This window comes from uncultured Shimia sp., assembly GCF_947498095.1.
Classification (GTDB): domain Bacteria; phylum Pseudomonadota; class Alphaproteobacteria; order Rhodobacterales; family Rhodobacteraceae; genus Shimia.
Map to the genome: position 1 here is coordinate 128592 of NZ_CANMJE010000007.1, position 12913 is coordinate 141504.

The 12913-nt window shown below is 57.4% G+C and carries 12 protein-coding genes; 6 read left to right on the forward strand and 6 right to left on the reverse strand.

Annotation, left to right across the window (positions count from 1 at the left end):
* Window positions 1-33 precede the first annotated feature (33 nt).
* Together Q0932_RS13315 and Q0932_RS13320 are read right to left on the reverse strand one after the other, a co-directional pair.
* Window positions 34-816, reverse strand: coding sequence for an SseB family protein (locus Q0932_RS13315; protein WP_299353803.1), 783 nt, complete (start codon window positions 814-816; stop codon window positions 34-36).
* On the reverse strand, window positions 813-1394 hold the full coding sequence (locus Q0932_RS13320) for a uracil-DNA glycosylase family protein (protein WP_299353806.1): 582 nt from the start codon (window positions 1392-1394) through the stop codon (window positions 813-815). The genes Q0932_RS13315 and Q0932_RS13320 overlap by 4 nt, the downstream gene beginning before the upstream one ends.
* A gap of 104 nt (window positions 1395-1498) precedes the next feature.
* On the opposite strand from Q0932_RS13320, the gene Q0932_RS13325 reads away from it, so the two are divergent.
* From Q0932_RS13325 to Q0932_RS13350, 6 genes are all read left to right on the forward strand, one after another.
* Window positions 1499-1843: a metalloregulator ArsR/SmtB family transcription factor gene (locus Q0932_RS13325; RefSeq protein WP_299353809.1), complete on the forward strand. Its 345-nt coding sequence runs from the start codon at window positions 1499-1501 to the stop codon at window positions 1841-1843.
* Entirely contained in the window at window positions 1836-2870 is a 1035-nt protein-coding gene (locus Q0932_RS13330; RefSeq protein WP_299353812.1) for a permease, read from the forward strand. The genes Q0932_RS13325 and Q0932_RS13330 overlap by 8 nt, the downstream gene beginning before the upstream one ends.
* A 380-nt stretch (window positions 2871-3250) precedes the next feature.
* The gene (locus Q0932_RS13335; protein ID WP_299353815.1) at window positions 3251-3910 is read left to right on the forward strand and encodes an ATP-binding cassette domain-containing protein; all 660 of its coding nucleotides are present in this window, start codon (window positions 3251-3253) and stop codon (window positions 3908-3910) included.
* A complete protein-coding gene (locus Q0932_RS13340) occupies window positions 3888-5579 on the forward strand; it encodes a capsule biosynthesis protein (protein WP_299353819.1) in 1692 nt (563 codons plus the stop codon). The genes Q0932_RS13335 and Q0932_RS13340 overlap by 23 nt, the downstream gene beginning before the upstream one ends.
* A 3-nt stretch (window positions 5580-5582) precedes the next feature.
* Entirely contained in the window at window positions 5583-6416 is an 834-nt protein-coding gene (gene kdsA / locus Q0932_RS13345; protein WP_299353822.1) for a 3-deoxy-8-phosphooctulonate synthase, read from the forward strand.
* Between the two features lie 30 nt (window positions 6417-6446).
* On the forward strand, window positions 6447-7943 hold the full coding sequence (locus Q0932_RS13350) for a phosphomannomutase/phosphoglucomutase (RefSeq protein WP_299353825.1): 1497 nt from the start codon (window positions 6447-6449) through the stop codon (window positions 7941-7943).
* Between the two features lie 135 nt (window positions 7944-8078).
* Here the strand turns inward: Q0932_RS13350 and Q0932_RS13355 are convergent, their stop codons facing one another.
* The 4 genes from Q0932_RS13355 to coaBC form a co-directional block, all read right to left on the reverse strand.
* Window positions 8079-10091, reverse strand: a complete 2013-nt coding sequence (locus Q0932_RS13355) for a M3 family metallopeptidase (RefSeq protein WP_299353828.1) — start codon at window positions 10089-10091, stop codon at window positions 8079-8081.
* Between the two features lie 100 nt (window positions 10092-10191).
* Window positions 10192-11229, reverse strand: a complete 1038-nt coding sequence (locus tag Q0932_RS13360) for a molybdopterin-synthase adenylyltransferase MoeB (RefSeq protein ID WP_299353831.1) — start codon at window positions 11227-11229, stop codon at window positions 10192-10194.
* Entirely contained in the window at window positions 11229-11690 is a 462-nt protein-coding gene (dut, locus tag Q0932_RS13365) for a dUTP diphosphatase (RefSeq protein WP_299353834.1), read from the reverse strand. Before dut ends, Q0932_RS13360 begins: the two co-directional genes overlap by 1 nt.
* 14 nt (window positions 11691-11704) lie before the next feature.
* Entirely contained in the window at window positions 11705-12898 is a 1194-nt protein-coding gene (coaBC, locus tag Q0932_RS13370; RefSeq protein WP_299353837.1) for a bifunctional phosphopantothenoylcysteine decarboxylase/phosphopantothenate--cysteine ligase CoaBC, read from the reverse strand.
* Window positions 12899-12913 lie beyond the last annotated feature (15 nt).

Genomic DNA, 12913 nt, shown 5'->3' on the forward strand with positions numbered 1-12913 from the left:
GGCCTCTCTTTACCTAGGGGTTCATAACGAAGGCTAACGCAGTTTGGGGGGATTGTCCGGGTCGCTGCCCGGTGTCACGGGTACATATTCTTGCGGCTTTGCTAGTTCCGGCAGGTCAAACCGCAACCCGACACGCGCCATCTGTGCGGCGACCGGATCACTGGCGGCAAAAAAACCAACATCCAATGCACCGGCTTCGATACCAGAAAAGGTCAGCGCCTCTGACACGGCTTTGGCCAAGGCACTTTGAGCGTCCGGGATTGCCTCGACAAAACCCAACATGTGGCTTTGGCTACCGGTGTCGTAGGACACCCCAACCAAATACGCCATTTTCGCAAGTCCGGCGGCTGTTGAGAGCTTCTGATCCAGGGCTGTTACCAGATTTTCAGGCAACCCTGCGGGTGCGGTGAATTCCTGTGGGGTTGCTTCGACCTCATCAGGTGTGTTGGTCAGCGTTTCGGCCAACCATTTCAGCGCTTCCGGCGGGATCAGGATTGACGAGGGCGCAACCTCGAGATTCAGACCCAGCCCAATGTTCTGCCCGGCCAGCATGGAAGAGATCACACGCCCCGACAGGGCGGCATAAGGTGCGGGTTTGCCGACAAAAGTGCCAAGGCGCTCTTCGGTGTCAAAGACCAGCACAAAGGAATGATCCGACAGGTCGAACAATTCCGGTGAGATACTGTCACCTTCGGGCTCTTTGCTGAGCAGCAGGAACAGTTCGGCATCCGCCAGGCGTTCGTAAAAGCGTAAACGCGCGGCGTCGTCCTCCGGGGCGGCGTCCATTGCAGCATGGGTCTGATCCAGCGGTGTCATTCCAGAACCTCTTTGATCCGGGTGCGCAAGACCGGTAAAAGATCGGACGCGAACCACGGGTTTTTCTTTATCCATGCCGTATTGCGCCACGACGGATGTGGCAAGGGAAAGCGGTCGGGCGCATAGTCGCGCCACGCTGCCACGGTCTCGGTCACACCAGCCTTGTGACCCAGGTGCCATTTTTGCGCATAGCCTCCGATCAATAAGGTCAGCTGCACATTCGGCAGATGATCGAGAACCCGCTGGCGCCACGTCGAGGCGCAGATTGCCGGAGGCGCCAGATCGCTGCCCTTGGCGTTGTAGCCGGGAAAACAAAAGGCCATCGGAAGGATGGCGATCTGGTCTCGGTCGTAAAAGACCGCGGGATCAACACCCATCCATTCGCGCAGGCGATCGCCTGACGGATCGGTAAACGGTTTTCCACTTTCATGTACCCGCGCGCCCGGCGCCTGCCCGACGATCAGAAGCCGCGCATCGGGTTGGAACCACGGAACCGGGCGCGGGCTGTGCCGCGTGGCTGTTTGGGCAAAACGATCCGCGCAAAGACGGCAGGCCCGAATATCTTCGATCAGTGACATGCACCCAATCTGCGTCACCCTACTGCGAAGCGAAACCGAATTATATTTCGACAAATATCGAAATATACCTTGCGCCAAATAATTATTTCTATATTTCTAGAAATATGAAACACGAATCAACAGATGATATCTCTCTCGCTATCGCCGCCTCGACCTTTGCGGCGCTGGGTTCAGAGCAACGGCTTTCCGTGCTGCGCTGCCTGGTGCGCGCGGGCCCCGAAGGTCTGAGCATTGGCGAGTTGGGACAACGCAGTGGTGTGACGGGGTCAACCCTCACGCACCACATGAAAATTCTGGCCCAATCCGGGCTGGTAACGCAGGAAAAACAGGGGCGATCCATCATTTGCGCCGCCGTGGCCTATGACGAGATCCGCACCCTGTCCCAATTTCTGTTGAATGAATGCTGCGCTGACAGCGACCTTCCCCATGAGGATCATGACCATGGCTGATACCACGCAATCCCCGCCGCCCATTGGCGCTCGGCTGGCACGAATTGACAAAGCGTGGCTGGCGCTCATTCTGATCTTGATTGCCGTGGCCGTTTTGGATTTACCGCAATTCATCCCGACGGTAACCTTTGCCATTGGCGCGCTTGGACATACGGCGCCGTTCATTCTGTTTGCGATCTTTGCCATCGGCTATCTCAAGGCAACGGGGGCGGAAACGATCCTCGCCAAAGCTTTTGAAGGCCGCGAAACACGTATGATCCTGTTTGCAGCCCTCTTGGGCGGGCTGTCTCCGTTTTGCTCATGCGAGGTCATCCCGTTTATCGCGGCGTTGCTGGCCGTCGGGGCACCTCTGAGCGCGGTCATGGCCTTTTGGCTGGCTTCCCCCCTGATGGATCCGGCAATGTTCGCCATTACCTCAGGGACGCTGGGTTTCGATTTCGCGATTGCCAAAACCTTGGCGGCCGTGGGCCTGGGGCTGATGGGCGGGTTTGTCACAATGACCTTTGCCAAGTCACCGGTTTTTGCTGATCCACTGCGTGAAAAACCACAAGTTGGTGGGTGCTGCGGGGTCAAACAGCCGTTCCAAGGCAAACCGGTTTGGAAGTTCTGGCAAGAGGCTGAGCGCCGCGAGACTTTCAAAAATGCGACGCTGGAAAATGGTCTGTTCCTGCTGAAATGGCTCGCCTTGGCCTATGTTATCGAAGCCCTCATGCTGGAATACGTCCCGGCCGAAATGATTGCCGCATTCCTCGGCGGTGAAGGCATCAAACCGATCCTTCTGGGTGCACTCGTCGGAGCTCCGGCCTATCTGAACGGCTACGGCGCGGTGCCGTTGGTGGACGCTCTCTTGCAGCAAGGCATGTCCAACGGCGCGGCTATGAGCTTTGTGATTGCCGGCGGCGTCAGCTGTATCCCAGCCGCAATCGCCGTCTGGGCATTGGTCAAGCCGCGCGTCTTTGTTGCCTATCTTGGTTATGCGATGATTGGTGCATTCTTGGCCGGTCTGGCCTGGCAATACGTCGCCTGACGCGTCTAATAGACCCAAGAACTTAACGCGGGGCATTGTTTGGCACATCAGTCAAACAATGCCCCGTGGCCATTGCGACAGGGAATTCCTAAGGGCATATGCACCGTTGATTTTGCGATGACCCCCTTGATGCAGCGCAGCTTTCCGCTTTTGCAGGCACGGCTTGTCGCGTCCGAAAACGCAACCTCTAGTCGTAAAACACCCGAAAACCCGAGAAACTGGTGCAGTTACGCCGTTTTTTTGCCGCCCAATGTTCAATTTTATGCAGCATGTTGTTGCTAATTCCCCCTGTATTCCGACATATTGGGAGATAAGACGCCACATAGAGCGTTAACCAAAACCCTTTAAGAGGGATGGCCAGAGCAGAGCCGGAGCGATTTATGCTCGAATTTGATAATGTGAGTAAGTCCTTTTGGACGGGAACCCAGCGCAAGGTGATCCTTGACCGCGTGTCTTTTCGCGTGGACATTGGAAAGTCCCTTGGCATTCTCGCACCCAATGGTACCGGCAAGACGACACTTATCAATATGATGGCCGGGCTGGAAAAACCCGACGAAGGTGACATCCGCCGTAAATGCCGCATCTCATTCCCGCTTGGATTTATGGGCGGCGTTGTCGGCAAGCATTCCGCCGTTGAGAACAGTCGCTACATCGCGCGTCTTTATGGGCTGGACCCGGACTATGTCGAAGCCTTCTGTCGCTGGCTTTGCAATCTTGGTGAATACTTTGACCAGCCACTGGGAACCTACTCGGCTGGCATGCGGTCCCGGTTTACATTTTCCCTGCTGCTCGCGCTTGATTTCGACATGTACCTGATTGATGAGGGCATGCCGTCATCCACCGATGTCGAGTTTAACCGCAAGGCAGGTGAACTATTGAAAGAACGGCTGCGCACCACAACGATCGTGATCGTGTCGCACCAGCCGCAAATCCTAGAAAAATACGCAAGCTCGGCAGCCGTCCTTCTTGATGGTAAGCTATTCATGTTTGACACCTTGGAAGAGGCAAAGCAGCTCTATGACTACCAAACCCAAGGCTAAAAAGTTTCGCATACGTCGCAGCGCACCCGAAGGGGGCGCCGCAGGCCAACAGGCTTCACCTCGATCAGAGGGTCCTGCGGCTGCGGCACCCGTGCAACCCATCAAACCTCAACCGGCGCAGCCACAGGCGTCGCAACCTCGCCCCCCCCATGCCGAGACCCCTCCGCCTGAGCAAACCGCACCTTCATCGGCGCCGCATCCCGCCCCTGGTACGATGAGCCCGGATCAGGAAATCGACGTGATCAAACGCGAGGGTCTAACCGGACGGCAATTGCGCATGGCGCGCCGTGTCGCTCAGAAAAACGGGCTCGCCTCGACTTCAGACTATGACGCGGTTCGTCTGTTGCGTGCCAATGGGATTGATCCGTTTCAGCGTACGAACATGCTAGAGCTCGTGGCCCCCGACAATGGCCCCGCCAAAGAGGAAGCAAGTCAAAGAGGTAAAATTCAGTTACCTCAGACGATGGCGCTAAGCCGACAGAACGTGCCATCTACGGACGTTTCCGAGATTTCACCCGCGGAGCGACGCGCCAAAGAGATTAGCGACATTCAGCGAGACATCGCCCGGCGTCGACGCCGCAAGCTGGCTTTGTTGATGGCCAGACTTTCGGTGTTTGTCTTTCTCCCGACATTCCTTGCTGGGTGGTATTTTTATGCAATCGCAACGCCGATGTACTCGACCAAATCTGCGTTTTTGGTCCAACAGGCCGAAGGTGCAGGCGGCGGTGGCTTGGGCTCGCTGTTGCCGTCTCAGTTCAATGTGAACAGCGATGCCATTGCGGTACAGGATTATCTGACATCCAAAGATGCGATGATCAGGTTGGACAAAGACGTGGGGTTCAAATCGCATTTTTCGAACCCCGCAGTAGACCCAATCCAGCGGCTTGACCCGAACCCGTCCCACGAGCAGGCTTACAAAGTTTACAAGAAGATGGTGAAGATCAGTTATGATCCCACTGAAGGGTCTATCCGGATGGAAGTGAGCGCAGCCAACCCTGCCATCGCTGCTGAGTTTTCGGAAAAGCTGATTTCCTATGCCGAACAGCGCGCGGATGACCTGTCTCAGCGCAAACGGGAAGATCACTTGCGGGATGCGCGCGCCAGCCTGGAAGACGCCAAGCTCGAACGGCGCGAGGCACAAGAAGCGCTTGTAAAACTGCAAAGTGATTCAGATCTGATTGATCCAGAAGGGTTGATTGCAAGCCTGCGTGCTCAAGTGTCGAATGTTCAGATCCAGCTGCAGGAAAAAGAACTGCAGCTTGCCGCGCTTGAAGACAACCCACGTCCGAACAAGGCCCGTGTTGAAGGTGTCAAAGGCGATGTTCGCCGACTTCAAAACTATCTGGCGACACTTGAAGACAAGATGACAGATGCGACTATTGGTGGCGTGTCATTGGCTGAAAAAACCGCACGTATCCAAATGGCACAGGCCGACCTCGCGACCGCGGACTTGTTGATGCAATCCGCTTTGCAAACGATGAAACAAACCGAGCTTGAGGCAAATCGGCAGGTTCGCTACCTGACCACAAGTGTGACGCCCGTTGCCTCACAAGACCCAAGTTATCCAAAGTCGTTTGAAAACACGATTGTGGCCTTTTTGATCTTTTCGGGGATATATCTGATGATCTCGCTAACGGCATCTATCCTTCGTGAACAGGTATCTTCGTAAACCATGAAACATATTTCGATTGGTGGCTTGACCACTGGCAATGACCTCCCGCTGACGCTGATCGCGGGGCCTTGCCAACTTGAAAGCGCAGATCATGCGCAGATGATCGCCGGCACACTCAAAGAAGCCTGTGACAAAGCTGGCGCGCAGTACATTTTCAAAGGCTCCTTTGACAAAGCCAACCGCACGTCGCTCAACGCGGCACCTGCTCTTGGTCTGGATGCCGGACTGAAAGTTCTACAGTCCGTCAAAGAGACACTGGGTGTCCCTGTTCTGACAGACATTCATGACCCGGGACAATGTGCACCAGTCGCAGAGGTCTGCGATGTTTTGCAGATCCCGGCATTCCTGTGCCGCCAGACGGCACTGTTGCTGGCCGCCGGTGAGACAGGCGCCGTTATCAACGTCAAAAAGGGTCAGTTCCTTGCCCCTTGGGATATGCCAAACGTGGTTTCAAAAATTGAGAGCACAGGGAACACACGAATTTTGTTGACCGAACGCGGTGCCTCCTTTGGTTACAACCGCCTTGTGGTGGACATGCAGTCCCTGCCTGAAATGGCCAAGACTGGCTATCCGGTGGTCATGGATGCGACCCACGCGGTGGCGCAGCCTGGCGGCTTGGGCGGGGCATCCGGGGGCCAGCGTGAATTTGCACCGGTTCTTGCACGGGCCGCCGTTGCAACCGGAGTTGGCGCCGTTTTCACCGAAACGCATCAAGACCCTGACAATGCGCCCTGTGACGGGCCGAACATGATTTACCTGCGTGACATGCCTGCCTTGATCGAGACCCTTATGGCCTTTGATCGCCTCGCCAAGGCCAACCCGATTTCCATCTGACCCCAGTTTAGAGAGTTAGGATTTTTTTTGATGACCCGTCCCCTTCCAGACGTGACCCCGAACACTTGGGAATTTCTGCGCGATGCCATGATCAAACCGACAGGCTTTCGCGAATACGATGCACGCTGGAAGTATCCGGACGAGATCAACTTGCCGGGCATGACTGCCCTTGGTTTGGGGCTCGGCACGCAGATGCGACGCCGTGGGATTGAGCCCGTGATTGCCGTGGCCAACGACTATCGCGACTATTCGCTGTCAATTAAGAACGCCTTGATGCTTGGACTGATGCAGGCGGGTATCCATGTCAAAGACATTGGCCCTGCGGTGTCACCTATGGCCTATTTTTCCCAATTTCATCTGGATGTCCCTGCCGTTGCGATGGTCACTGCAAGCCACAATCCCAATGGTTGGACCGGGGTCAAAATGGGCTTTGAACGACCTTTGACACATGGCCCTGATGAGATGGCTGAACTGCGTGACATCGTGTTGAAGGGTGAAGGCATGCCCGCCGCCGGGGGGGGCTACGAATTCATTGATGGCGTGCGAGAGGCCTACATTCAGGACCTTGTGGGGGATTTCAAAATGACCCGCCCGCTAAAGGTGGTCTGTGCCACTGGCAATGGCACCGCTGCCGCGTTTGCACCTGAGGTATTTGAGCGTCTCGGGGTTGAGGTCGTCGATAGCCACAACCGCCTAGATTACACCTTTCCGCATTACAATCCCAACCCTGAAGCCATGGAAATGCTGCACGACATGTCGGACAGCGTAAAGGCATCCGGGGCAGATTTCGCTCTGGGCTTTGATGGGGATGGTGACCGATGTGGCGTGGTGGATGACGAGGGTGAAGAGATTTTTGCCGACAAGGTGGGCGTCATCATGGCGCGAGATCTGGGCAAACTCTATCCGGGGTCGACCTTTGTCGCCGATGTCAAATCAACCGGGCTGTTCGCGAGCGATCCTGAGCTGAAAAAGCTGGGCGTTACAGCGGATTACTGGAAAACCGGCCACAGTCACATGAAACGTCGCGTAAAAGAGTTGGGCGCGTTGGCGGGTTTTGAAAAATCCGGACACTACTTTCTCGCGGAACCGGTTGGCCGGGGCTATGACTGTGGTCTTCGCGTCGCGGTAGAGATTTGCAAATTGATGGACCGCAACCCGGACATGAAGATGTCTGACTTGCGCAAAGCGTTGCCGAAAACATGGGCCACGCCGACCATGTCACCCTATGCCTCGGATACAGAGAAATACGATATCCTTCAGCGACTTGTCGAGAAGCTCGTCGCCAAACACGAGGCCGGAGAAACCCTCGCCGGGCGCTCCATTAAAGAGGTTGTTACCGTGAATGGTGCCCGGGTGATTCTGGACAACGGATCGTGGGGACTGGTGCGCGCTTCGTCCAATACGCCAAACCTCGTTGTGGTTTGTGAAAGCTCCGAGTCAGAAGCAGAGATGCGCGCGATCTTCGCAGACATTGACGCAGTGATCCGAACCGAGCCAGGCGTCGGAGACTACGATCAGACGATCTGATTATCCATTCGTTAGGCTGTGACAAAACCGCTGATCTCGCCGGGGTTTTTAGGATATTTTTGCGTCTCTAACGATTTTGCGGCCAAGCCGACGTAGGTCGGACATGATTGTCCGACCTCCAGGTGCGGTAAATATTCAGGCGGCCAGCCCGCGCCCCTTAAGCAGCGCTTCTACCCCCGGCAAACGACCGCGGAACTGAACGTAGAGGTCTTCGGCCTCAACCGAGCCACCGGTCGACAGGATGTTGTCCTCGAGCGACTTTGCCATGGCCGGATCAAACGCTCCGCCCGCCTCTTCAAAGGCCTCGAACGCATCGGCATCCATGACCTCGGACCACATGTAGCTGTAATAGGCTGATGAGTAGCCGTCACCGGAAAAGACATGGGCAAAATGCGGTGTGGCATGGCGCATGATGATGGCGTGGGGCATGCCCAGCGCTTCCAACACCTCGGCCTGTTTCGCCATCGGATCGGCGGGGGCGTCGCCATCGTGGAAGGCCAGATCGACCAATGCCGAGGCGACGTATTCCACCGTCTGAAAACCCATGTCGAAATTTGCGGCACCGAGGACCTTGTCGAGCATCTCTTGTGGCATCGCCTCGCCGGTTTCTGCGTGCGTGGCAAACTCGGCCAGTACTTCGGGGACCTCGAGCCAGTGTTCATAGAGTTGCGAAGGCAGTTCGACAAAATCGCGCGCGACCGAGGTGCCCGAGACACGTTCATAGGTCACGTTTGACAGCATCTGGTGCAGGGCATGGCCAAATTCATGAAAGAGTGTTCGCGCGTCGTCGTACGACAAGAGCGCCGGGTCGCCCTTGGCAAAGTTGCACACGTTTATGACAACAGGTGTTTGCGTGTCCGGGAACCTGGCTTGAGAGCGCATCGCTGAACACCAGGCGCCGGAGCGTTTGGAGCCGCGGGCGAAATAGTCACCAATGAAAACGGCCACATGGGCACCATCGCGCGTGACGTCCCAAGCGCGACAATCATCGTGGTAAAGCGGCACATCAATTTCGCGGAATTCCAGACCAAAAAGGCGGTTGGCGCAGGCAAAAGACGCTTCGATCATGCGATCGAGCTGCAAGTAGGGTTTCAGCGCAGCCTCGTCGAGGTCGTGTTCTGCCTTGCGGCGTTTCTCTGCATAGTAGCGCCAGTCCCACGGCTCGAGGTCACCGTTGATGCCATCCGCATGCATCATCTCGGTCAAGACAGCAGCATCCGTGTTGGCCCGCGCCTTAGCCGGTTCCCAGACGGCCATAAGAAGATCGCGCACCTTGTCAGGCGTGCGGGCCATTTCGATTTCCAGCTTGAAGGCGGCGAATGAGGGGTAGCCCAGCAGCTTTGCACGCTCTTCGCGCAACTGCAGAGTTTCCGCGGCGATGGCACGGTTGTCGGTGTCGCCTCCGTTTGCGCCACGTGCGGCCCAAGCCTTGAAGGCAATCTCACGCAGATCCCGGCGCGGCGAAAATTGCAGGAATGGCGTGATGATCGACCGTGACAGTGTCACGACCGGACCATCGCTGCCCTTTTCCTTGCCTGCTGCGCGGGCGGCGTCGATCACAAAGTCCGGCAGGCCCGTCAGGTCGTCTTCGGTCAACGCCATGAACCAGTCGCGTTCATCCGCCAGAAGATTTTGGGTGAAGGCGGTGCCAAGCTCGGCCAAGCGTCCCATGATCTGTTTCATGCGGTCGTCTTCGTCACCCTCCAAAGCCGCACCTGAGCGGCGAAACCCACGGTGGGCCAGCATCAACACGCGCTGCTGTTCATCATTCAGGTCCAGACCATCGCGGGCTTCCCAGATCGCTGCAACCCGGGCAAACAGCGCTTTGTTCGACGAGATCGCCGAAGAATGCGCGGCAAGCTTGGGGCTGAAGTCACGTTGTAACGCCTCGCGCGCAGGATTGGAGTCCGCTCCGGCGACCGTAAAAAAGGCCGATAACACCTTGTCCAACGCTTCACCCGCCGCTTCCATCGCCTCAATCGTGTTGGCGAAGGTGGCCGGCGCCGAGTTTTGGGCAATCGCGTCAATTTCAGACGCATGATCGGCCAGCGCTTGCTCAAAAGCCGGGGCAAAATCATCGTCTGTGATGCGGTCAAACGGGGCCAATTCGAACGGGGTGTTCCAGTCGGACAAAAGCGGGTTGGTCATGGGCGTCTCCTTTGATCGTCAAGGTAAGCTGCTGCCCGGCAAGTGCAAGGTTTGGAGGCGCCCAGTTAGCGAGATTTCGGGCCCGGACCAGCGACAGGAATTAGCCTGCCGAACCACACACCGGACACTCTGCCCGGCGTTTCAGCTTCATCTTGCGGCTTTCGCCGTAGAGCGCGTCGTAGATCACCATCTCGCCTCGCAAGGGCGCTCCGGCGCCTGTGATCACCTTGACGGCCTCAACCGCCATCATCGAGCCGATCACACCAGGAAGCGGGCCAATCACACCCGCCTCTGCGCAACTGGGCGCGAGGCCTGGGGCCGGGGCTTCGGGAAAGATACATTGGTAGCACGGGGCGTCGTTGGCCGGGTCAAAGACACTCAGCTGACCTTCCCATTGCGACAGGGCGCCTGAGATCAGCGGCTTGCCTTGCGCGACGCAGATGCGGTTCACAAGGTAACGTGTGTCGAAGTTGTCAGTGCCGTCCAGCACAAGGTCGTAGTCGGCAATCAGCGCGTCTGCATCGTCTTCGGTTAGGCGCCTGTGATAAGGCTTAACTGTGACAAAGGGATTTTGTGCGGTCATCGCTTCGGCGGCGGAAAACACTTTGGGCATGCCGATGGCTTTGTCCTGATGGATGACCTGTCTCTGGAGGTTGGAATTGTCGACCTCGTCGTCATCGACCACGCCGATGGTGCCAACTCCTGCCGCCGCAAGATAGAGCAGCGCAGGCGAGCCAAGCCCCCCTGCCCCGACAACCAACACTTTGGCATCTTTCATCTTTTTTTGACCCAACCCGCCAATTTCGCGCAACACAATATGACGGGCGTAGCGGTTAAGCTCGGTCTCGGTGAAAGGGCCTTGCGGCATGGTTTGCTCCGGTTCCTGGACCCGCGATCTCAGCCATTTGAGGCCGGCGCGATAGACCAGAACCATGATCCCAAAACCGCCGATCAGCAACCACAAGACGGGGCTTTCGCCGGTCATCTGCCGAACCGGGTTGCCCTCGGGCAGAACCAGATTGGCCAGTAACACCGCGAAGTAGAGCACCCCTATCATAGACCACCGCGTGCGTGTCGGAACCCGCATCACGGCACCCAGAACCCACAGCCCGACAGCAAGGCAAATGACCAATAGCATCAGCTAACCCCAGTTGACCCAAAGCCGCCTGTGCCACGCTCGGTGTCACCAAGGTCATCGGTGAGGTCAAACCCCGCCTGTACCACCGGCGCGACCACCAATTGAGCGATACGCGCGCCATGTTCGATGTGAAAGGACTCAGAGCCAGCGTTCATCACAATGATGCCCAATGGACCGCGGTAGTCACTATCAATTGTGCCGGGGCTGTTGGGCAGGGTGATCCCATGTTTCAGGGCGAGACCTGACCTTGGGCGCACTTGAATCTCAAACCCATCCGGGATCTCAACCCGCAAACCGGTCGGCACGAGAACACGTTCCCCCGGAGCCAAGACAACCCCCGCGCGGGCATCTGCCGGAAAGTTGGCACGTACGTCTGCACCGGCGGCACCTGTCGTCTCATACGACGGCAGAGCAATGTCCCGGTCAGCCTCGTCCAGCCAGTTCAGCCTGATCTGCACCAAGGTCCGTTCCTTCCTTACGCCAAAGCTGCGGCGATGCGTTCAGCCAGTTGATGGGCCACTTCGTCTTTGCCCATGCGCGGCCAATGCTCGGCGCCCTCATCGGAAATCAGCGTCACGGTGTTTTCCGTCCCGCCCATGATGCCGGTTTCGGGGCTGACATCGTTGGCAACGATCCAGTCACATTGCTTGCGCTTCCGCTTGGCTGTGGCGTTGGCGATGACGTCATCTGTTTCGGCGGCAAATCCTACCACCAGACCAGGGCGGCCTGATGTCATCTGGCTGACCGTGGCCAGGATGTCGGGGTTTTCGGCGAAATCGAGCGATGGGATCGCCCCGGCCTGTTTTTTGATCTTGCTGTCCGATGCACTGGCGACGCGCCAATCCGCCACCGCGGCGGCAAACACAGCCGCATCAACCGGCAGGACGGATTGCACCGCCTCCAGCATTTCATCGGCGGTTTCGACTTCGAGAATATGCGCCCCTTCGGGGCGATCTGCATCTGCCGGACCCGTGACAAAGATCACGTCAGCCCCCAGTACCGCCAAGGCGTGGGCAATTGCTGTGCCTTGGGCGCCGGATGAGCGGTTGGCAATGTAGCGTACCGGATCAATGGGTTCATGAGTCGGGCCAGAGGTCACCAGAACCCGCCGCCCGGTGAGCGGACCTTCGGCCAGCGCGGTTTCGATCGCCGCGACAATTTCCAAGGGTTCGGACATGCGGCCAGGGCCGTATTCACCACAGGCCATGTCACCTTCGTTCGGACCTACAAACATCACGCCATCGCCGCGCAAGGTGGACACGTTGCGCCGCGTCGCAGGGTGTTCCCACATGCGAACATTCATGGCAGGCGCTACGAGAACAGGCGTGTCCGTCGCCAATAGCAAGGTTGAAGCCAGATCATTGGCGTGACCGTTGGCCATCTTGGCCATGAGATCGGCGGTTCCCGGCGCCACCACCAACAGGTCAGCGGACCGTGACAGTTGAATGTGGCCCATGTCGGCCTCATCCGTCAGGTCAAAGAGATCACCATAAACCTTTTCACCGGCCAGCGCAGACACCGACAAGGGCGTCACGAACTCGCTGCCAGCTTGTGTCAGCACAGGCGTGACCCAAGCCCCGCGTTCGCGCAGCCGACGGATCAGGTCCAGCGACTTATAGGCGGCGATTCCACCACCGATGATGAGAAGAATTCGTTTGTCTGTCAGCATTTTGGCGCCCGTTCA

Excerpts from the sequence above, each read along its gene's own strand:
- Q0932_RS13315 (WP_299353803.1), bottom strand. The coding sequence starts at position 816 with ATGACACCGCTGGATCAGACCCATGCTGCAATGGACGCCGCCCCGGAG.
- Q0932_RS13320 (WP_299353806.1), bottom strand. The coding sequence starts at position 1,394 with ATGTCACTGATCGAAGATATTCGGGCCTGCCGTCTTTGCGCGGATCGT.
- Q0932_RS13325 (WP_299353809.1), top strand. The coding sequence starts at position 1,499 with ATGAAACACGAATCAACAGATGATATCTCTCTCGCTATCGCCGCCTCG.
- Q0932_RS13330 (WP_299353812.1), top strand. The coding sequence starts at position 1,836 with ATGGCTGATACCACGCAATCCCCGCCGCCCATTGGCGCTCGGCTGGCA.
- Q0932_RS13335 (WP_299353815.1), top strand. The coding sequence starts at position 3,251 with ATGCTCGAATTTGATAATGTGAGTAAGTCCTTTTGGACGGGAACCCAG.
- Q0932_RS13340 (WP_299353819.1), top strand. The coding sequence starts at position 3,888 with ATGACTACCAAACCCAAGGCTAAAAAGTTTCGCATACGTCGCAGCGCA.
- kdsA (WP_299353822.1), top strand. The coding sequence starts at position 5,583 with ATGAAACATATTTCGATTGGTGGCTTGACCACTGGCAATGACCTCCCG.
- Q0932_RS13350 (WP_299353825.1), top strand. The coding sequence starts at position 6,447 with ATGACCCGTCCCCTTCCAGACGTGACCCCGAACACTTGGGAATTTCTG.
- Q0932_RS13355 (WP_299353828.1), bottom strand. The coding sequence starts at position 10,091 with ATGACCAACCCGCTTTTGTCCGACTGGAACACCCCGTTCGAATTGGCC.
- Q0932_RS13360 (WP_299353831.1), bottom strand. The coding sequence starts at position 11,229 with ATGCTATTGGTCATTTGCCTTGCTGTCGGGCTGTGGGTTCTGGGTGCC.
- coaBC (WP_299353837.1), bottom strand. The coding sequence starts at position 12,898 with ATGCTGACAGACAAACGAATTCTTCTCATCATCGGTGGTGGAATCGCC.